General features: G+C 47.9%; 14 protein-coding genes. 5 read left to right on the forward strand and 9 right to left on the reverse strand.

Annotated elements, in window-relative coordinates; genetic code table 11:
• Nucleotides 1-23: 23 nt before the first annotated feature.
• From FIM25_RS10035 to FIM25_RS10055, 5 genes are all read right to left on the reverse strand, one after another.
• A complete protein-coding gene (locus tag FIM25_RS10035; RefSeq protein WP_179953294.1) occupies nt 24-3,149 on the reverse strand; it encodes an ATP-binding protein in 3,126 nt (1,041 codons plus the stop codon).
• 337 nt (nt 3,150-3,486) lie between these two features.
• Nucleotides 3,487-5,133 (reverse strand): fatty acid CoA ligase family protein, encoded by a 1,647-nt coding sequence (locus FIM25_RS10040; protein ID WP_139448823.1) that lies wholly within the window; start codon nt 5,131-5,133, stop codon nt 3,487-3,489.
• A gap of 46 nt (nt 5,134-5,179) precedes the next feature.
• Nucleotides 5,180-5,839 (reverse strand): hypothetical protein, encoded by a 660-nt coding sequence (locus tag FIM25_RS10045; protein ID WP_139448825.1) that lies wholly within the window; start codon nt 5,837-5,839, stop codon nt 5,180-5,182.
• 115 nt (nt 5,840-5,954) lie between these two features.
• A complete protein-coding gene (locus FIM25_RS10050) occupies nt 5,955-6,848 on the reverse strand; it encodes an alpha/beta fold hydrolase (RefSeq protein ID WP_139448827.1) in 894 nt (297 codons plus the stop codon).
• Between the two features lie 118 nt (nt 6,849-6,966).
• Nucleotides 6,967-8,019, reverse strand: coding sequence for a 3-oxoacyl-ACP synthase III (locus FIM25_RS10055; protein WP_246052138.1), 1,053 nt, complete (start codon nt 8,017-8,019; stop codon nt 6,967-6,969).
• Nucleotides 8,020-8,276: 257 nt separating this feature from the next.
• Between FIM25_RS10055 and FIM25_RS10060 the strand changes: the two genes are divergently transcribed.
• The 3 genes from FIM25_RS10060 (at nt 8,277) to FIM25_RS10070 (ending at nt 13,452) form a co-directional block, all read left to right on the forward strand.
• Complete coding sequence (locus FIM25_RS10060) at nt 8,277-10,394, forward strand: PocR ligand-binding domain-containing protein (protein ID WP_179953295.1); 2,118 nt, start codon at nt 8,277-8,279, stop codon at nt 10,392-10,394.
• Between the two features lie 63 nt (nt 10,395-10,457).
• Nucleotides 10,458-11,207, forward strand: coding sequence for an imidazole glycerol phosphate synthase subunit HisF (gene hisF / locus FIM25_RS10065; protein WP_139448831.1), 750 nt, complete (start codon nt 10,458-10,460; stop codon nt 11,205-11,207).
• Between the two features lie 85 nt (nt 11,208-11,292).
• Nucleotides 11,293-13,452, forward strand: coding sequence for a monovalent cation:proton antiporter family protein (locus FIM25_RS10070; protein ID WP_139448833.1), 2,160 nt, complete (start codon nt 11,293-11,295; stop codon nt 13,450-13,452).
• 558 nt (nt 13,453-14,010) lie between these two features.
• Here the strand turns inward: FIM25_RS10070 and FIM25_RS10075 are convergent.
• Nucleotides 14,011-14,592, reverse strand: coding sequence for a BRO-N domain-containing protein (locus tag FIM25_RS10075; protein ID WP_139448835.1), 582 nt, complete (start codon nt 14,590-14,592; stop codon nt 14,011-14,013).
• A gap of 459 nt (nt 14,593-15,051) precedes the next feature.
• On the opposite strand from FIM25_RS10075, the gene FIM25_RS10080 reads away from it, so the two are divergent.
• Nucleotides 15,052-15,822 (forward strand): HNH endonuclease, encoded by a 771-nt coding sequence (locus FIM25_RS10080; RefSeq protein ID WP_139448837.1) that lies wholly within the window; start codon nt 15,052-15,054, stop codon nt 15,820-15,822.
• A 61-nt stretch (nt 15,823-15,883) separates the two neighbouring features.
• Here the strand turns inward: FIM25_RS10080 and FIM25_RS10085 are convergent, their stop codons facing one another.
• On the reverse strand, nt 15,884-16,111 hold the full coding sequence (locus FIM25_RS10085) for a BRO-N domain-containing protein (protein WP_218961374.1): 228 nt from the start codon (nt 16,109-16,111) through the stop codon (nt 15,884-15,886).
• A 529-nt stretch (nt 16,112-16,640) separates the two neighbouring features.
• Between FIM25_RS10085 and FIM25_RS10090 the strand changes: the two genes are divergently transcribed.
• Complete coding sequence (locus FIM25_RS10090) at nt 16,641-17,318, forward strand: hypothetical protein (protein ID WP_179953296.1); 678 nt, start codon at nt 16,641-16,643, stop codon at nt 17,316-17,318.
• Nucleotides 17,319-17,472: 154 nt separating this feature from the next.
• Here the strand turns inward: FIM25_RS10090 and FIM25_RS10095 are convergent, their stop codons facing one another.
• Nucleotides 17,473-18,405 carry an RpnC/YadD family protein gene (locus tag FIM25_RS10095; RefSeq protein WP_139448843.1) on the reverse strand — a complete coding sequence of 311 codons (933 nt, stop codon included), beginning with the start codon at nt 18,403-18,405 and terminating at the stop codon, nt 17,473-17,475.
• Between the two features lie 80 nt (nt 18,406-18,485).
• The coding region (locus FIM25_RS10100; RefSeq protein ID WP_139448845.1) for a phage portal protein at nt 18,486-19,346 on the reverse strand (861 nt) is incomplete at its 5' end.

The following is a 19,346-nucleotide window of genomic DNA, read 5'->3' on the forward strand; positions in this document are numbered from 1 at the left end:
TTGGTATGATATCAACTTTTGTTTCATATAAAGGGGATATGGTCCCTGTAGCTGTCTTCTATTTCTTTTAATGCACTTTTTTCTGAAATGGCTTTGCGTCCTTTCAGCCCTTCAATCAAAAGCTCAGGGCTTTTTTTCCGAAAAAGGTCATCCATTGCAAAGGACATGGGAATGCAGGCAGAATCCCAGAGAAGACAGATAAGGAGTTCTGCCAGCTTTTCTTCGCTGAAGTTCAGCTTATCCTTCAGATTATGGAAATCTTCATTATATCGTTGCTCCAGTATTGTTATGAGATCTCTGGCCTTTTCCTTCAGCATCTGCAAAAAAAGATTCAGAAGGGCCACTCCTTCCGGCATGAAAACAGAAAGATTTTCTGAATTTTCAATGGCTTTGGAATCCATAACCTGGGGAAGCATCAGGTTGCCCTGCTCCCAGAAAAGCTGCCAGCCCTTTTCTTTGAGTCTTTCTTCAGGCAGGTCCGCTTCATCCGTTGAGGGACCGGGTATGATCTGCACCCGGACAGGGGCGTGCCAGCCACCGCAGTACATGATGGTTTCGCCTGTCTGCAGATGGGGAAGAAAATCCTTCTGATCATCTGTAAGGCCCATGGCATCGCCCATGCTGTTTCTGTCATCTGCGGCAAAAAGGCGATGCACAATTTTGGTATGGGTGTTTTTAATGACATCTGAAATCAGTTTATTCGGTATCTGATCCGCTATGATGAGGCCTTCTCCGTACTTTCGTACTTCAGAAAGGAGATTGGCAAACATTTCAACTCCCATTTTTTTGGCATCGGATTCACCCGGTTCAGGTCGGGCAAGGAGACGATGGGCCTCTTCCACCAGTGTAAGGTGCTGAAAATCAGGCTGTTCCCTATGTCTTTGCTTCATGCACTCGCCAAGGCGACTGATAATCAGGCCCATGAACAAGGCCTTGTCCTGTTCACTTTTCAGTTCTTCCAGTTCTATTACCACCCTGCGATCCAGAAGGGCATCAAAATTCATGGATCTGCGGGTGTTGAGCATCCTTCCCTTGATACCCTCGGTGAGATTGCTGAGCCGGGCCACAAGGGAGCCTCTGTATTTTTCCTCAAACTCCCGACCCATTCCCTTGGACTGAATCAGACCGTCCAGCTCTCCCAGCATGTCTGTAAATGTGGGCCAAACCCTGCCAGCGGCTGATTTTGACCATGGGTCCCGTTCCAGATAATTTCTGTTACCCTGAATGTCCCAGCCCAGTTTTCTGTATGCCAGTATGATGGCTTCTTCCACAAGCTGGGGCATGGCTGCTTCCATGGGATAAACAGCGGTGAGGGTTGCCGTAAGGGTGGAAATATGACCGGACAGGTTCTGGCGGCTGCTCACCAGTTCAAAGGGGTTCAGCCGGAAGGGTGTAATATCTTCGCGGCCGGGAATATAATATTCCACATCTTCATATCCCTGTGCAAAGAAGGCTCTGTATTCCGTTTTTGCAGGTTCCAGCACCAGGAAGGGCAGGCCTGATTCCAGCAGGAGCTTCATGCAGCTTGTGGTTTTTCCCGAGCCCGTCACGCCGGTAATGAAAACATGCTTGTTAAGATCCCGGACAGGCAGTTTAACCGTATTTTTAAGCTCTCTGCCATATTGAACCATGTGACCGAGCTCCAGTTTTTTTCCATTATTATCTGATATATCTTCACTGGTGTTGACGGCAAAATCCACGCTTTTACGCAGCTTGATACCCGGAAGTTCCCGATTGGGAAGGCCGGTAAGCAGGCAGAGTTCACTGGTATTGAGCCAGCATGCCCCACTGGCATATTCAAAGCTGTTGTTGAATGGAATGCCGTGGGCAAGAAAGGAAGGCAGGTTTTTTACAAGCCATTCACCTCCTGTATAAGACCTGATTTGTAAGAGTTTTCTGAGGCTGACAGCTTCCCCTTGTATTTTGTGAATACGCAAAGGGGTAACTGCCGCCTTATTGCCCTGAAACAAAGAAAGAAAACCCTGGGAAAGACGCTGGTAAGTGAGTTTGTTTTCTGCCGTGAGATAAACAGCCGTGCTGAACATTCCCTTGCTTCTGCCCAGCTGGAAACGCTCAATTACGGTTTCGCTGATATGCTTTTGCATTTCTTCTATGGGCTTATTGATTCTCTCCCGTGTAAGGGCAATGCCACGACTGTCTGTTGTGCCATAGCTTGCGGAAAAATTTTCACCTTTATTCCAGCTCTCTGTTTTGCTTGTGTTTTTACTGATAGCATCAGAATTGCTGGTTCCGGTTCCCTTTGTATCATTGATATTATCTGTTGTTGATTTTGTAGTGCTTTTTCCTTTGCTGCTGGAACTTCCGCCTTCATTGGAAGAAGTTCCCTCCGCATGGCTTGTTCCCTTTGATTCGCTTCTGGATTCATTTGTGCTGCTGCCCTCTGTTTTTGTAATGCCATCGGTTTCACCTTTACTCACAGAGCTGCCTGTCTGCTGGCCTGCTGTGTAGTTTCTCTGGTCGCCATGGTTTTCGGATTCCTGGACAGACTGTTTGGCATGTACGGAAAGTTCTGTGGAAAGTTCGTAAAGATATTGAAGAATAGTTCTTATTTCCTGATCTTTAGCTGGTTTAGCCACAAGAACAAGCTGCCATGTTTCTCCGTTCAGGCTGTTAACAAGGCGTTCAACACCCTGAAAATCCTCCTGCTCTGCATCCTGAGTGGCTTCATTGAAGGAGGGTACACCCATGACACAGCCGAGGTGTTTTGTGTTTTTGATGCATTCTTGAAGCCTTAAATCATCCTGGGGAACAGGCGTAAGTTTTACACCGGGAAAGTTGCCTTCCAGCGCACCTTTTAACAGATCTCCCGGTTCAGCAATATTTGTTGTGTTTACATCTGCTACACCCATGTATATTTCTACGCCTTCCCTGTGACCGGAAAGGATATACACAACGGAAACATCACTGCCGTTAAGTATGGAAAGCACATTGGCCATGGCGAGACGATATGCCCCTGCCTTTTCTTTTCCTACTTCCGTAATCCTGAACAGGCGATACTTTATATTCTCTTCATAGCTTATGGAAAGACTGTTTCTGCTGAAAATATCCGGAGCATCCCAGTTGAATCCCGGGTTTTCACCGAAGACGGGCATTTCAAAATTTTTTGTTATATTTTTATCGGTTTTCATATGATGCATCCCATATCCCCCCGTTTTATATTTGAATAAGTATTACATGTGTTCTGCTGTCCACTGATTTTGCATTGCTTTGAGATTTTGTATCTGTTCAGCATGCTTTTCAGCACAGAGACATCATACAATATCTGTGCGACAGTTTGAGTCGCTTAAAAACAGGCACAGAAAAAAATCTTTCAGGTTGGTGATGTATTCCTGTACAGGAGGCCTGAATCCGGTGTTTTTAATTTTGTATGTTGTCTGTCTGTATCCGGAATTCAGGTCCATCCATGTGGTATAATGGCAACCAAGGCATCAAAAAATGGATGAGTCAGGGTAGTGATCAGATTGTTTAATGCAGTTTTTCCCCCGCCCATGCAGCCAGAGATTCCCTGTGGATTTTGGCGTTATGGCGGATATCTACGGGAAATTCCCTATGAAAGAGAAGATGGCGGATGCCCGATGTGTGGTCAAAGGCTCCCGCAAGCTGCAGCAGTTCGCTGCGAAGCTCATTTTTTTCTTCTTTGCTCATTTTTTCAGAAGTTTCAATTATAATAACAGGAGTTTGTTCTTTGTCCGGGCCGATACCCACCAGGGCGCTTCGCCGGACTTTCCTGTGGGTATTGAAAATGGCTTCACAGGGCAGGGTGTAGAGTTCGCCTTCTTCCGTGCATACCCTGTGGGATTTTCTGCCACAGAACCAGAACCTTCCGGAATTATCCTTCCATGCAAGATCACCCATGCGATGCCAGAAACCTTTTTTATCTTTTATTTTTGACATTTTGTCCGCTTCTGGGTTTTCATAATAGGCGGATGTTACCATGGGGCCCTTTGCTATGATTTCTCCTATTTCTCCTTCGGGCAGTTCATCGGCTTCTTCCATGCTTTTGATGGCTGTATCCGTGATACGGATGATGGATATATCCACGCCTTTTATGGGGCGTCCCACGCAGATTCCCATGCCCTGATCCGTAAATGAGCGGGTTTCCGAGAGGATTTCACCAGCGGTCAGGCTCATGAGGGGTACGGCTTCCGTAGCCCCGTAGGGTGTATGGATGAAGGCTGGATTGCCTATGACCGGCACAAAGGACTGGAGAATATCCGGCCTTACCGGAGCGCCTGCTGAGACCACCCGCCTGAGGCCCGGCAGGCGGATGCCTTCCCGGCTGCCGTAACGGCCGAGACGGTCCAGAAGGGCTGGTGAGCAGAACATGGTGGTGATGGCATGCTGGTCAATGGCTTCAAGGATGGGGCGCGGGTCTGCCTTGCCCGGTTTTGTGGGGTCCATTTCCGGAATAAAGGCTGTCATGCCCAAAGCCGGATCAAAGAGGGCAAAAAGGGGAAAGGTGGGAAGATCCCTGTCATCTTCTTTGATTTCAAAGTGGTCCCGTATGGCCTGAATCTGGGCATGGAAATTGGCGTGGGTGTAGATGACTCCCTTGGCCGGGCCTGTACTGCCCGTGGTAAAGAGGATGGCCGCCGTAGTCTCAGATTCGCAGGAAACGGTTTCAAAACCTGTGACATCGCTTTTCAGCAGTTCTTTTAAGGTTTTTGTGCGTAAAAGGGGCACAGGCCGGGTACTTACCGTATGCCTCACATGGGAAAAGGCCTTTGGAAAGAGTTTTCTGAATACATGGGCTTTGGGTATGCCCACCAGGGCTTCGGCACGGGTGGATGCCAGGCAGTCCGCCATGCGCTTGAGTCCCATGCCGGGGTCCACCACAACGGGAATGAGCCCCGCCTTGAACAGGGCAAAGGTCAGGATGAAAAAATCCATCCCCGGCGGCACCATGAGTACAGTCCGAGTACCCGGAGTCATACCCATGGCAGAAAAACCCGCCGCAACCTTTGTGCTGGAGGCATCAAGCTGGGCAAAGGAAAGCTGGGTGGTTTTCAGGCGTCCCATGGCATCTTTGCCCGCAGGCATTACAACGGCCCGTTTGTTAGGGGTTCTAGCTGCATTTTTTGTGAGAAGACAGGCTATATTGGCATTTTCCATGGTGGCACCTTGGGAAAAGATTGGTTTAAAAAAGCCCTCGGGTATTTTACCAGGGCAGCCATTTGGTGATTTTTTTAAAGAATGAAGGGTCTGGCCGAAGGGGATCGGGGTTCAGGCGCAGGGTTTTTTCCCTTGACGTTTGATGCATGCTCTGAAGGTTGGATGTTATGGCCCCGGCTTCTGCAGCTATGGAGCTTTTTCCTTTTTCCGGATTGACTAGAAAGGTTACATGGAGGGCCTGAAGGGCCGTCGCAGACCTTGAAAGACCGGTTTCAATTTCCCTTTTAAGGCTTTCCCATTCCCGGATTTCCACCTGGGTGATGCGTCTTTGTTCAGGAAAACGTGTGGCAATGGATTCAATGCGTTCAATTTCTTCCGTGATCAGAGATATTTCTGCATTCAGCCCTATCAGGGCCTCATAGCTTTGGGGGATGTGCTGCCAGGTGAAGTTCAGAAGCTCTTCTTCCATGGGGATATAGGGAAGTGCAAGGGCAGGGTACTCCGCTGGTTTTTCCTCCTTTTCGCCGCTAAGCAGGTACAGAAGGGCAAAGGCTCCGCCAATGGCAAAGACACCGCCCATAAATACCATCAGAAAGATTTTTTTTCTGGATTTTTTTGGTGGCGGTGGCGGAGGTGGAGGTTCAGGCTCATTTTTTTTACCTTTTTTTTTAGGGGCTGGTTTTTTCCCTGCATCATTTTTTTCCAAGGAAGATACCTCTTTTGTGTTTAGTAACCATTCATGACCTTTATCTGTAAGAATGCAAGGCTGGTAGTCCTTGTTGAACAGCTACTGTATTTACTGCCTGCCATGGAGGCATGGTTTATCCGGTCTTTAGGAAACGCTGAATGATTTCCATGCAGGCTTTTGTTTCGTCTTCAAAAAGGTAATGGCCTGCTTCGGGGAAACTGTGACAGGGAGTAGCAGGAAAATGTTTTTTCCAAAGATCCCTGTAGTCTGTATCAAAAACAAAATCTTTTTCTCCCCATAGAATGCATTTCGGGATATCTCCAAGCCTTTGAAGATTTTTTTCCGCCCAGCTGACTGCATCAAAGGCAGGATCCTTCGGTTCAAGGGGAATATCCCGGACAAACGCAAGCTGGGCTTTCCTTTCTGCAGGGCTGCCATAGGGGAAAAGATACCCTTTGCGAATGGCCGGGGAAAGCCTTTTTTTTGCACAGAATAAAAGAGCGCCCCTGGAGAAGAGGTTGAGTCCTGAAATGGCAGCAGCGGCAAGGGGTAGAATGTCCCTTGCAAGGCGTATGCGCAGGGGAAGTTTTTTATGGGATGGTTTTAAAAAGCCTGCGGTGTTGGTAATGATAAAACTTGAAATCCGTTCCGGCTGGCGCAGGGCCAGAAGGGTGCCGATCATCCCGCCCCAGTCATGGACGATGAGATGAAAGGCTTGTCCCGGTGCCACGGCATCAAGGAAGGCTTCCATGTCATAAACCCTCTGCATGAGGGTGTGGGGGTATTGATCAGGACTGGGTTTTGTGGAAAGGCCCATGCCCATGTGATCCGGAACCAGAACACGGAATTCAGGTGACAGGGTTTTTACGACATTTCTGAAGTAAAAGCTCCAGGTTGGGTTGCCGTGGAGGCAGAGGACAAGGGGACCTTTGCCCTCATCCAGATAATGCATGGAATGGTTGTTGATCTCTGTATAATTGGAAGTGAAGGGGTAAAGGGCACGTATATCTGCAGGAAGGTCTTGCATAAGAATTCCTTTGTGTGATGGATGGCTGAAATTTTTTGTTGTAAGCATTCTAAGGGTATCATTGGAGCATTTTGTCCTGAAGTAAGCTGGCAGGCTAACTAAAGGAGTAAGATTTTATTTACCAGTCCAGACCCAGCAGAAGACAGTTGAGTCCGGAACCTATGCCGAAAAAGCCCACCTTGTGGCCGGGCTGAAGAAAGCCCTGTTCAGAGGCTGCGGCGGCGGTGATGGGCAGGGAGACGGTGCCCATATTGCCCAGAAAAGGAAAGGTGGCATAATCCTTTTCCATGGGAATGCCAATGGCAGAAAGTACGGTTTCTCTGTGGGCGGCTCCCACCTGATGACAGATGATGCGATCCAGATCTTTGCCTGTCATGTCCATTTCTTTAAGGAAAGCATGGAAGGTTTCCCTGCCCAGTTCCACTCCGTGGCGAAGCACGGCTGCGGCATCTGTCCGCATTTTCATAGGAGCGGATGCAGGTATGCCCGTGTCCGGTCCCCAGACGCAGAGATCATGGCAGGCACTTCTGTTTTTTAAAATGCCGCCCAGCAGGGAATGACCCCGGTTACCCTCATCTTTTCTGCCAAGTACAATGGCTGCGGCACCGGAGCCGCCAGTGAGGGTGGCAAGACCTTTTGTGAAGCTTGCCATGGTGGGATCGGCCAGCATGGTATCCATGGTGATATCCATGATCTGCCTTGAGGACTCACATGCCACCACCATGCCACTTCGGATACGGCCCGACTCAATGGCATCCGCGATGAGGATAAGACCATTCATCATGCCGAGGCAGGCATTGGAAAGGTCAAATATATGGGCATGATCCGGCAGGCCGAGGCCGTGGGCAACGGTGCAGGCCGTGGCAGGTTCCAGATTTTCCCTGCATACGGCTCCGTAAATGAGCATATCCATGTCTTCAGGTCCCATTGCAGCAAGATCCAGAGCTTTTCTGCCTGCGGCAATAGCGCCTTCTGAAAGGGGCATACCCTTTCCCCACTGCCTGCGCTCCTTTACGCCCGTCAGTGCTTCTAGCTGACCCGGCCGGATATGGAGTTTTTTGTAGAGGGGGGCAAGGCGTTCTTCAATATCTTCGGAAGTAAGCACATGGGAAGGCAGTTCATAGCCGATGGCTTTAATGTCAACAAGGGAGTAATGCAAGTAGATCCTCATAAATACCCGGTATAGGGCCGTGTCATGGATTCGGGTGGATCAGGTCTGTCCGGGCTATAGTAAACTTCATCGCTTGCCAGAACCTGTTAAATGATGAGGTTTTATAGCCTCTGACTCTTTCTTTGGCAAGAAAAGCCTTTTTTTAAAGTCTGACTGTTGCCAGTGGTATGACCCTGTGGTAACTGATACTGGTAATTTACTGACCATTTAAAAATGAATCCGGCCTTGATTTAAGGTCATGTAACATGGAAAATACCATGCAGAAAAAAGATATGGATACCCTTACCCTCAGTGATATTCTGGTTGATCAGAAGACCTTGCAGACCATGATGGAGGAATTCCATCGGGTGACGGGTATCGGAGGCGCAATTCTCGATATATCAGGCAAGATCCTTCTTTCCTTCGGATGGCAGGATGTCTGCCGGAAATTTCACAGGGCGCATCCTGAAACCCTGAAAAACTGTAAGGAAAGCGACCTCTTTCTGGCGGGAAATGTCTCTTCGGGCAGTTTTAAAGCCTACAGGTGCAAAAACCATCTTTGGGATATGGTGACACCCATAGAAGTTGAAGGAAGGCATCTTGGCAATCTTTATCTGGGTCAGTTCTTTTATGAAGATGATCTGGTGGACCTTGATTTTTTCCGGGAGCAGGCCCGTAAGTACGGTTTTGATGAAAAGCAATATTTGGAAGCCATTGACAGGGTTCCCCGCTGGAAAAAGGAAGTTATCCATGGGGCCATGGGATTTTGTGTCCGGCTTGCAGAAATGATTGCCTCTTTGAGTTTTTCAGGTATACGTTTTTCCAAGGCTCTCTTTGAACAGGAAAGCGTGCTGACAAAGCTGCAGGAAAGCGAGGCCAGATATCATGGTCTTTTTGAGTGCATACAGGATGCCATCGTTGTGGTGGATGCTCAACGCAATATAATTGATGCAAATGAGGCATTTATAAGGCTTTTTGGGTATTCCACTGAAGATATAAAGGGTAGAAAATCGAGATTCCTTTATGAGAATGAGGAAGATTTTCTGCATGTGGGTAAAGTAATGGAAGAAAATGGAGAAAAGCTCCATTTTGTAAAAGTATTGAATCATGTAAGAAAAAATGGAGAAATTTTTCCTTCGGAAACACGGGTGGCATCCCTTCGTACCCCTGATGGTGAACTTTGGGGATTTTTTGGTGTTATCCGGGATATATCTGCACAGGTAAAGGCTCAGAAAGAGCGGGAAATTCTGCAGGAGCAACTGCATCAGTCCAAAAGAATGGAATCCATCGGACGGATGGCAGGAGGTGTTGCCCATGATTATAACAATATGCTGGGGCTGATTATAGGTCATGCTGAGCTGGCCATGGATCAGCTTGGGTCATCGGATTCTCTGTATTCGCATCTGCAAAGTATTCATAAGGCTGCAGGGCGTTCGGCGGATATCACAAAACAGCTTCTGGCCTTTGCCCGGAGGCAGCCTGCATCCCCTAAGGTTTTGGACATGAATGCTTTTGTGTCGGATATGTTTCATATGCTTCAACGGCTTATGGGAGAAAATATCAAGCTTTCATGGTGTCCTGCTGAAAAACCGGTAAAGGTAAAGGTTGATCCATCCCAGCTTGATCAGATACTGGTGCATCTGTGTACCAATGCAAGGGATGCCATCTCTAGTGCAGGCAGGGTAATCATTGAAACGGGTCGTGTGGTTTTTGATGAGGATATTCGTACAAGGCATGCGGATTTTATTCCCGGTGACTATGTCATGCTGGCGGTCAGTGATGATGGCTGTGGCATGGAACAGGATATGCTTTTACATCTGTTTGAACCTTTTTTTACAACTAAAGATGTGGCAAAAGGCTGCGGGCTGGGGCTTGCCATGGTGTATGGCATAGTAAAACAAAATAAGGGCTTTATCCATGTTTACAGTGAACCCGGCGATGGAACCTCTTTTCGTATTTACCTCCCCCGCCACTCTGATGAAGAGAAAGATCTTTCGGCAAGCATGAAGATCAGGGAAGAGGGCAGCGTTGGTGAAACCATTCTTCTGGTGGAGGATGAGCCCGCCTTGCTGAAAATGGCGCGGATCATGCTTGAGCGTCAGGGATATAAGGTACTGGAGGCAGGTTTGCCAGTTGAGGCCCTGCGCCTTGCTGCGGAGCATCATTCAGGGATTGACCTTCTGTTGACGGATGTGGTGATGCCGGAAATGAATGGCTGGGATCTGGCTGCGGAACTTCGTTCCCGATACCCTGGTATGAAGTGCATGTTCATGTCCGGCTATACAGCCAACTATATTGCAGAAAATGGTGTGCTGGATGAGAGTGTTCATTTTATCCAGAAGCCCTTTTCCATGAAAGAAATGGCTGTCAGTGTCAGGAAGGCCCTTGATTCATGAATGTAGTGATAGCATAAGTTATAAAAAATTAATTATATTGAATAATATGGGAGAAAAATCAGAATGACGAAGAAAATTCGTATCATGCCCTGTCTGGACATGCAGAATGGCCGTGTGGTGAAGGGGGTTCATTTTGTGGATATCAAAGATGCTGGCGATCCCGTTGCCTGTGCCAGAGCTTACTGCGAAAATGGTGCCGATGAGCTGGCGCTTCTGGATATCACAGCCACGGTGGAGGGCAGGGAAACCATGCTGGATGTGGTCAGCCGGGTTGCCGCCGTTACCACAGTTCCCTTTACCGTGGGAGGGGGTATAACGGATGCTGCATCCGCAGAGGCCGTACTGAAGGCCGGAGCAGACAGAATTTCTGTAAGCAGTGCAGCCTTTAAGAACCCGGCCCTTATTCCGGATCTGATTCGGGCTATCGGTGCTCAAAGACTTACAGTTGCCATTGACGTGGATAAGAATCCTTCAATGCCTTCGGGCTATGAGGTGTATATCAATGGGGGGCGTACCGCCACGGGTACGGATGCCGTGGAATGGGCAAAGCGGGTGGATGCTTATGGTGTGCCTGTGATTCTTCCCACCAGTAAGGCAGGCGACGGAGCTAAAACAGGTTATGATTTGCCGGTAATCCGTGCCATGAAAGCGGCTGTTTCTGCAGAGATTGTGGCTTCAGGAGGTGCCGGGAAGCTGGAGCATTTCCGCGAGGCCGTGGAAGCAGGTGCCACCATTTTGCTGGCGGCTTCTGTTTTCCATTTTGGTATGATTCAGATTGCAGATGTCAAAAACTACCTCAGGGATCAGGGGTGAACTGCAGGTATCAGGTAGTCTGAGCTTTTTTTAGAAAATAATGGATTTTAAAATGATGGCCCATGGATAAAGGAAAATATAAGCCATGTTTCAGGGAAGTGCCTTTGTAGAAATTGCAGCTATACTGAGCCTTGCCACAGTCATTGGCATCATTGGTCAGAAGCTGCGTCAGCCCTTGATTATCATGTTTCTGGCGACCGGTATCATTGCAGGTCCATCCATGCTGGGTATCATACACAGCTATGAACAGATTGATCTTCTTGCGGAAATAGGCATTGCCCTTCTTCTTTTTATTGTTGGCCTTAAGCTGGATCTGCACCTGATACGCACAACCGGGCCTGTGGCACTGGCAACGGGTCTGGGGCAGATTATCTTTACATCCATTGTGGGTTTTCTCATTGCCATGGTCATGGGGATGAACTGGCTCCATGCAGCCTATGTGGCCGTGGCCCTGACCTTTTCCAGTACCATCATCATTGTAAAGCTTCTTTCTGATAAAAAGGAAATTGATTCCCTTCACGGTCAGATAGCCATTGGTTTTCTGATTATTCAGGATATAGCTGCCATACTGGCTCTTGTTGTTCTTACAACCTTTGGTTCTTCGGCAGGCAGCGATGGGGATAATCTATGGATTTCCACCCTTGTGATTTTTATTAAGGGGTTTGGTCTGCTGGGCTGTGTGGCCCTTGTCATGAAGTTCATTCTTCCGGGTCTTGTGAAACGCCTTGCCTATTCCCTTGAGATGCTGACCCTTTTTGCCATTGCATGGGCGGTTTTTCTGGGAGCAGCCAGCGAAATTCTCGGATTCAGTAAAGAGGTGGGGGCATTTCTGGCCGGTATTTCGCTGGCGCCCACGGAATACAGGGATTCCATCGGAGCCAGACTTACCAGTTTGAGGGACTTTTTGCTTCTGTTCTTTTTCATTGATCTGGGCGCGCGCCTGGACTGGTCCACAGTAGGATCACAGATTGGGCCTGCCATTGTTTTTTCCATCTTTGTTCTTATAGGTAATCCCTTGATTGTTTTGATGATCATGGGTTTTATGGGTTATCGGCGACGTACTGGCCTTCTGGCTGGTCTCACCGTCGCACAGATCAGCGAGTTTTCTCTGATTGTGGCGGCCCTTGGCCTGAGCATTGGCCATATTACCAATGAAACCGTAGGATTGATAACCCTTGTGGGGGTTATAACCATATTTTTATCCACCTACATGATTCTCTATTCCAGCCAGCTTTATAATTTTCTTTCTGAATCCCTTAAGATATTTGAAAGATCAATACCCCACAGAGAGGCTTCTGCTGATACGGAAAACCGCGTGGAACATCTGGATGTGATTCTTGTGGGCCTTGGTAATTACGGAAGTGGCCTTGCTGATTATCTTTTGAGGCGGGAAAAAACGGTTCTGGGGGTGGACTTTGATCCCGCAGCCCTGGACAGATGGCGGGAGCGTGGGGTTTCTGTACTTTATGGCGATATGGGGGACCCGGATATCCATGAACATCTGCCTCTGCATAAAACCCGGTGGGTGATCAGTACGGTCCGGTCAAGGGAAATGAACCTGACATTGGCACAGAATCTGGCAGGTGCAGGATATGGTGGCAAGCTGGCCCTGACGGCCACCGATGCGGAAGAAGCAGTGGATTTTGAAAAGGCCGGGGCTCATCTGGTTTTCCGCCCGTATATGGACGCAACGGAACAGGCTGCAGATGCCCTGACCTATGCCATGGACTTTTTACCGGAAAATATTGACTGGCCAGTGTCTTTTCTTGAAGTCAGGATTCAGTCCGATGCCACGGCAGCAGGGCAGAGGATCAAGAATATCCCCTTAAGGGCCTTAACCGGGGTTTCTATTCTGGCTGTCAGTCGTGGAGGCAGCGTGCACTATGATCCAGGCCCGGATTTCAGGATTTTCCCCGGAGACCGATTACTCATTGTCGGACCACCTTCAGGCCTTAAGGATGCGGGCAGGGTACTCAATCAGCTTGAAAAGCAGAAAGGCTCCGAAGGCATTGATCATTTTGAAATTGCAGAAGTTTTTGTTGCTGAGAATTCGCTTCTTTCCGGAAAATCTCCCGGAGAGATTCGTTTCAGACAGAAATACGGTGTGACCCTGCTGGGTATTTTACGGAGAGGACAGAGGATAACCACCATTCAACCCGAGGAGCATTTTCTGGGTGGGGATCGGCTGGTGGTGATCGGAATTGCAGGTGCTATTAAAGCATTGAAGGCTCAGCAGCCACTTTAGCTTGTTTTTGAAAATAGAAATCCCTGTTTTTTTTCCGGAGGGCTCCACAGCTAAAAAAAGGCCATTGCCATCCCGCAGGGCGATTCTCTTTTCTACGGCCACGACCGCATCTATTTTCGTGTTATTCAAAACACCCATAATGACAGACCTTTGAAGAATTAGTTACGGAACCTTCCATATGCGCTTTCGTCACTATCCAGGCACTAAAAATCATTTTCCACAAGGCTTTTTTAAGGGTTTTCCTGCTTTTCTGTTATCACCCCAAACAGCCCACGAAACAGCCCAAAACCCCCGCCAATACTGGACCTAAAGCAACAAAAAAGGCCTCCCTAAGGAGACCTTGAATGTTATATGGCGGAAGTGCATGTCACTATAAGACGTTTTTATTTCACTGTTTTTACTGCATGAATGACATGGGTTCTGGTTTGACTACATGCTGACCACATATTATGGGGTTTAATCTTCAGGCACTTGCGCCTGTATAATCCCCGTTGTTTTCTGCTATGGCGTGCCGCTGTTCTTTGTCACGCATACCGAAGCGTATTCTGTCCTGCTTTATTATTTCTGCTGCCTGAGGGACTGAACAAAGGCCTCATGGTGGACTTCCGGACTGAGTACGCTTACCGTCCGGAGGATATTGTTCACGGACACCACCATATTCTGATGAAGCTGGCTCAGGGTGCTTAAGCTTGCCAGCATACCATTCACTTCCCGGACAAGGTGCCTTGCCAGAAGGATCTGGTCTTCATGGTCATGGGTGATGGCCACGGGAGCGGCAGATCCATAGCGGCCCGTCTTGCGGATGGAGGGGAGCACTTCCGAGGCCACCCAGTTGGTGAACTCTTCGGCGGCTGGTTTGTTGGAGCGGAAGGCCAGCTTGTACAGGGCGGGTTCGTTGATGATGACAAATTCTTGGTCCTGCTCCCCGTACTCACCGTGCTGGTTTTTGAGGGGGGTCCGGAAACTCCGGACCCCCCTCCAGCTTTCTGGAATACTCTGCAAAGAATCAGAGCCTTTCCATGTGATTTCGAGAGCATCGTAAACATCTTTAGCAACAAACCAGATTTGCCCGTTTTCGGATAAAGTTCTTACTGTTTGATTCTGAAAGGTAAAGTCGATGGTGGAAAGATTGTTTGTCATGGCGGCCTCTGTGCTTTGAATTATTAAAGGTTTCCGCCGACCTGAATGCTAAACAGGGAAGGCGGAACTATACGGGTTAGCATTACCGGGCACAGAGAACCGGCGCTTCCGAAGAAGCCCACGTATAGCTCCGCCATAAGGGTATGCGAGAGCGCAAAAAATGCGCCTGCATTCTGTCTGGTGGGGCGCTAAGCTCCGTGCTGTCGGGATGCTAAACCCGGCTACGGTTTTTTGCCGCAGCATGAAAACGATACCCAGACCGGAATGGAATGTCAAGATGCTGTTTCGGTTGGAAAGGAAAGTTACGGGAAATGTAAACGGGACTTGTCAGGCTGGGGGGGGTGGGGTATGGAAAAGGATCGTTTTTCAGAGGAGCAAAGAGGTAGTATCACTCTTCGGCCTACATGTTATACAGAAATGTATAATCTTTTTTATTTGAATAAAAATGAAAGTTAATATATGGAATTGATAAAATATGAAATAATGGAAAGATTGCTCAATGAATTTGTAGGGATGCAATTTACCACGCAGGACTTTGTTCATGTGTTTAAAAAACAATTGCCAGATATATATAATACAATTGTTATAGAGTTTGGGTCAGGAGGCAAAGGATCGGGTAGAAATTATTCATCTAATGTTCATATTGGAAAGTCAATCTCCAAACACCGCGAATCCACTCTAGCACTAACTTTTATTACCGATATTAAAGCACCCAAAGCTTGGGGTAACCCAGTAATTCCTCTTTGGGATTATAATCCAAATAATATTGAAACAGTAAGATTCGGAACATCCATTGAAAATGATATCTCAGATCTATTAGACAATGATAAAATTTCTGGAACTGATAGAGAGGCTTTAGTATTATCCAGAATTGGGCAAGGAGAATTTAGAAAAAAGCTCATTAAATACTGGAAGCACTGCGCTGTAACCCACTGTAAAGATACAGACCTATTAATTGCTTCTCATATTAAACCATGGTCTAAAAGCTCAAATATTGAGAGATTGGATGTTTACAATGGCTTATTGCTTACTCCAAACATTGATCGTCTTTTTGATAGAGGGTATGTCTCATTTTCTGATAAAGGAAAGATATTAATATCAAATCTCCTACCTAATAATACGAAAAAACAATTTGGTATAGATAAAGGGTTATGCATAAAGATGGAAGAGAATCATATAAAGTACATGGAACATCATAGAGAATATGTTTTTCGGACAACCACAAGATAAATATCAATAATGGCTTGCTCAATCACCTATCATGGAGCTTAAAAAAGGGGTCTGACCCCTTTTATCCCTGCTCACCGCCGCCCCGGTTGTCTTCGGAAGAAGGGGTCAGGAAATTCCTGAGTCCTTTCCATTCATCGGGTATAGAGGCAAGCGTTTGTTTCCCCGTCCATGAGATCCCTAGTGCTTCACATACATCTTTAGCGACAAACCAGATCTCTCCGTTTTCAGAAAGGGTTCTGATTGTACAGTTTTGAAAAATAAAATTGGTGGTGGGCAGGTTGTTTTCCATGACAGGCTCCTTGGCTAAAAAAATGAAGGAATCCGCCATCTCTGAATGCTAAAACAGGGGTGGCGGAGCTATATGGGTTAGCATTACCGGGCCAAGGCAACCGGTGCTTCCGAAGAAGCCCACATATAGCTCCGCCATAAGGGTGTGCGAGGACACAAAAAATGCGCCTGCATCTTTTTATGGTGGCGCTACACGCCTTGACTTTCGGGATGCTAAACCCGGCTACGGTTTTTTACCGCAGCATGAAAACGATACCCAGACCGAAATAGAATGTCAAGATGCCTGTTAAGAATGCAGGGGAAAATTACGGGAAATGTAAACGGGACTTGTCAGGCTGGGGTGGGTGGGGTATGGAAAAGGATCTTTTTTTGAGGGTGCAGTGGGGTTTGTGGACAGTATAACTCCTCAGTCTGCATGTTATACAGAACTGTATAATATTTTGTTCACGGCGGCTGCGCCGCCGTGAATCGTGGTGCTGACTACGGTCAGCACCACGATTATGCCACCTAGAATTTAGCAAGGATTATTAATGAAGACGTGTTTTGTTGTGATGGCTATTGGTGATCAAAGTTATGGTGATAGCTATATAAGTTCTGCAGATCTCAGAGCGAGATATGATGGACTAATTAAGGAGTCGATTGAAAGTATTTCTGATGATATCAAGGTTGTAAGAGCTGATGACATATCAAAATCCGGCTCGATTTCATCTGACATTTTTAAAAAGCTAATTTTGTCCGATTATGTTGTGGTCGATTTAACTTACCCGAATCCGAATGTTTTCTATGAGCTTGGGCTAAGACATGCCGTGAGAAACAAAACAATTCTTATAAAAGAGAAGGGCAGTAATAATAATCCTTTTGATATTTCTGGACTCAGATACATCGAGTATCAAGATACAGGATCTGGATTAAAAAATCTTAAAGAGCGCCTGTCGAAAGCATTCGCTGAGTATGAGGAGTCGCCTGCTCATGTCGATAATGATTTTCTTGCCACTGCTTTATCAATGGGTTTGTGTTTTCAAAAGATCGCAAGAGACCCTAAAAAGGAAGCCAAGAAAAAAGCGATGCAAGCTCTGTTACAGAATAAAGAGCTAATGGCTGCCTTTAGTAGCCCAGAAGATAAGCACATTGCTGAGCTACTTTCTAATGCTGAAAATCTAGATGTGATAGTTGATGGGTTGGTTGATTCTGGTGAACTAGATGACTAAGGCATAACAAATCAAAGCACTCGGACGCAGCAAGGCTGCGCCGGTGTTTGAGTCGTTAAGCATCTGACCTAATAATCACCGAAGGAAGTTCAGTGGAAAACGACGATATAGAGGTAAAAGGGGTCAGACCCCTTTTCTTACTTTTCTTATTTTCTTACAACCCCAGCTTATCCAGCGGAATTTTCACCTTCTCATTGTTCAGGATTTTTTTCACAGAGGTCACGTCCAGACCGGCAATCCGGGCAATCATGTCTTCGGGCAGGCCCTGTCTGCTGGCATTCACAACCATGGCGCGGATACCCTCCTGCCGCCCCATAATCACGCCTTCCTGCCGCCCCATAATCACGCCTTCCTGTCGCCCCATAATCACACCTTCCTGAATCCCTTTTTCCTTTATATGCTGTGCCAGCATGACCGTATCCTCCTGTTCTGTGATTTCCCGCAAGAGCGCTTCCCTCTCATCTTCGCTGATATCGACGTAGGTATCAATGAAATCCACGTACTTATCAAACATGGCAAGGGAAGTCAGCTGGTAAAGCCCCACCCATGCCTCGCGGATAACCCTGCTGCGCTCTTCGGGCCTGTAGTTCATCTTCGGCAGAAGAATTTTCACCACAGGATTTGAAACATTATAATGATCTCTGGCCTGATAGTCAAAAAGACGGACAAGCTGATATTCAAAATGCAGGAAAACCCGGTCTCCCAGACGGCTTTCCAGCTCCCTTGCCACGTCCTTTTTCCATTTTTCCCGACGGGTGAACAGCACCGTGGGAACCACACGGGCATTGGGATGGCTTTCCATCATGTCCGTGGTATAGCGGAGAAGCTGGTGGATGGAGAATTTCTGTTTTTTTTCCTGAAATTCCACCAGCCAGAGTACCACCGCAGCTTCTTTAAAACGAAAAAGAATGGGCATGTCCAGAGAAAGGTAGCCATCCTTAAGCTTCCGCTTTTTCGGCTCCTGACGGATGAACTCAAAGCTCTGCACAGGGCCCAGATGCTTCATGGCTTCGGGCAGCAGCCAGGAAAGGGACTCTTTGGGGAAATCCAGAAAGATATTTTTAAAGTTGTGATCGTGGGAAATCATGGCGTCCATTCTCCGCAGGTCAGATAACAGCAGAAATCCTATCAGCCGGAAACGCTAAAAACAAGAAGAAGCTTCCCCCCTTATTCCTCCTCCCCATCTTCCACAACAGCCTTCTTCCCCCTCTCCACCACCAGATCCTTTTCCTTCTCCCTGGCCTTTTCCCTTCCCCTCTGTTCCAGAATGCTTTCCCAGTCCGCCGATCCGCCGCGCACCTCGGCAATGGCTTCCCCAAGGGTCATGATGTTGCTGTTCATGGCATCGATGATGGCAGAAATCTCCTTGGACGGGTCCACATGGCCACGGCGGGGCGGTATCCAGCGGCAGTGGGTGTAAAGCTTCCTTGCCGCGTACCAGTCCGGCCAGTGTTTCTTGATTTTGATCCAGCCCCGCAGATAGGCTTCTTCCATGAGCATCTCATAAATGGGCTGCATGTAGCCGCTCACCAGCCACTGCTGGTAAAGGCTGAAAAGGTTCCAGGCTTCCAGCAGGGCGGCCCGTGCGCCAGCGTAGTTGGTTTTCGAAAAATCCTTGGAGATCACCTCATAGGGAAGCCCCACGGAGGCACCGATGCCTCGAAGCAGGCGTTCCACAAAAGGCTCGAAGGTGTTGCCCGGCCTTGTGGTGGACAGGATGTGGGGCCGCTCGCCGGAGCGTCCGTAGTAGATGCCAGCAGGAGACACTTCCTGATACTCCTCGCCCCGCTGGGCCATCTCGTTTTTATCCAGAAACTGTTCCGCCGTTTCGTTGGGGTAAGGGGTTTCAATCCACACGGGAAAGGAAGCCGCCACAATGGCGCCCACCACCTCAAATTCCAGATAATCCGAAAGATCCCGAAAGAGCTTCATGGCCGGAGCCAGCGGAGAAACTCCCCGGTACTGATCCGTTCCCTTGGCCACCATGCCATGGAAAATCCCCGGCCTGTGGCCCACCCATGCGGGAAC

This window comes from Desulfobotulus mexicanus, assembly GCF_006175995.1.
In the GTDB taxonomy this organism is placed as follows: domain Bacteria; phylum Desulfobacterota; class Desulfobacteria; order Desulfobacterales; family ASO4-4; genus Desulfobotulus; species Desulfobotulus mexicanus.

Excerpts from the sequence above, each read along its gene's own strand:
- FIM25_RS10035 (WP_179953294.1), bottom strand. The coding sequence starts at position 3,149 with ATGAAAACCGATAAAAATATAACAAAAAATTTTGAAATGCCCGTCTTC.
- FIM25_RS10040 (WP_139448823.1), bottom strand. The coding sequence starts at position 5,133 with ATGGAAAATGCCAATATAGCCTGTCTTCTCACAAAAAATGCAGCTAGA.
- FIM25_RS10050 (WP_139448827.1), bottom strand. The coding sequence starts at position 6,848 with ATGCAAGACCTTCCTGCAGATATACGTGCCCTTTACCCCTTCACTTCC.
- FIM25_RS10055 (WP_246052138.1), bottom strand. The coding sequence starts at position 8,019 with ATGAGGATCTACTTGCATTACTCCCTTGTTGACATTAAAGCCATCGGC.
- FIM25_RS10060 (WP_179953295.1), top strand. The coding sequence starts at position 8,277 with ATGCAGAAAAAAGATATGGATACCCTTACCCTCAGTGATATTCTGGTT.
- hisF (WP_139448831.1), top strand. The coding sequence starts at position 10,458 with ATGACGAAGAAAATTCGTATCATGCCCTGTCTGGACATGCAGAATGGC.
- FIM25_RS10070 (WP_139448833.1), top strand. The coding sequence starts at position 11,293 with ATGTTTCAGGGAAGTGCCTTTGTAGAAATTGCAGCTATACTGAGCCTT.
- FIM25_RS10075 (WP_139448835.1), bottom strand. The coding sequence starts at position 14,592 with ATGACAAACAATCTTTCCACCATCGACTTTACCTTTCAGAATCAAACA.
- FIM25_RS10080 (WP_139448837.1), top strand. The coding sequence starts at position 15,052 with ATGGAATTGATAAAATATGAAATAATGGAAAGATTGCTCAATGAATTT.
- FIM25_RS10085 (WP_218961374.1), bottom strand. The coding sequence starts at position 16,111 with ATGGAAAACAACCTGCCCACCACCAATTTTATTTTTCAAAACTGTACA.
- FIM25_RS10090 (WP_179953296.1), top strand. The coding sequence starts at position 16,641 with ATGAAGACGTGTTTTGTTGTGATGGCTATTGGTGATCAAAGTTATGGT.
- FIM25_RS10095 (WP_139448843.1), bottom strand. The coding sequence starts at position 18,405 with ATGATTTCCCACGATCACAACTTTAAAAATATCTTTCTGGATTTCCCC.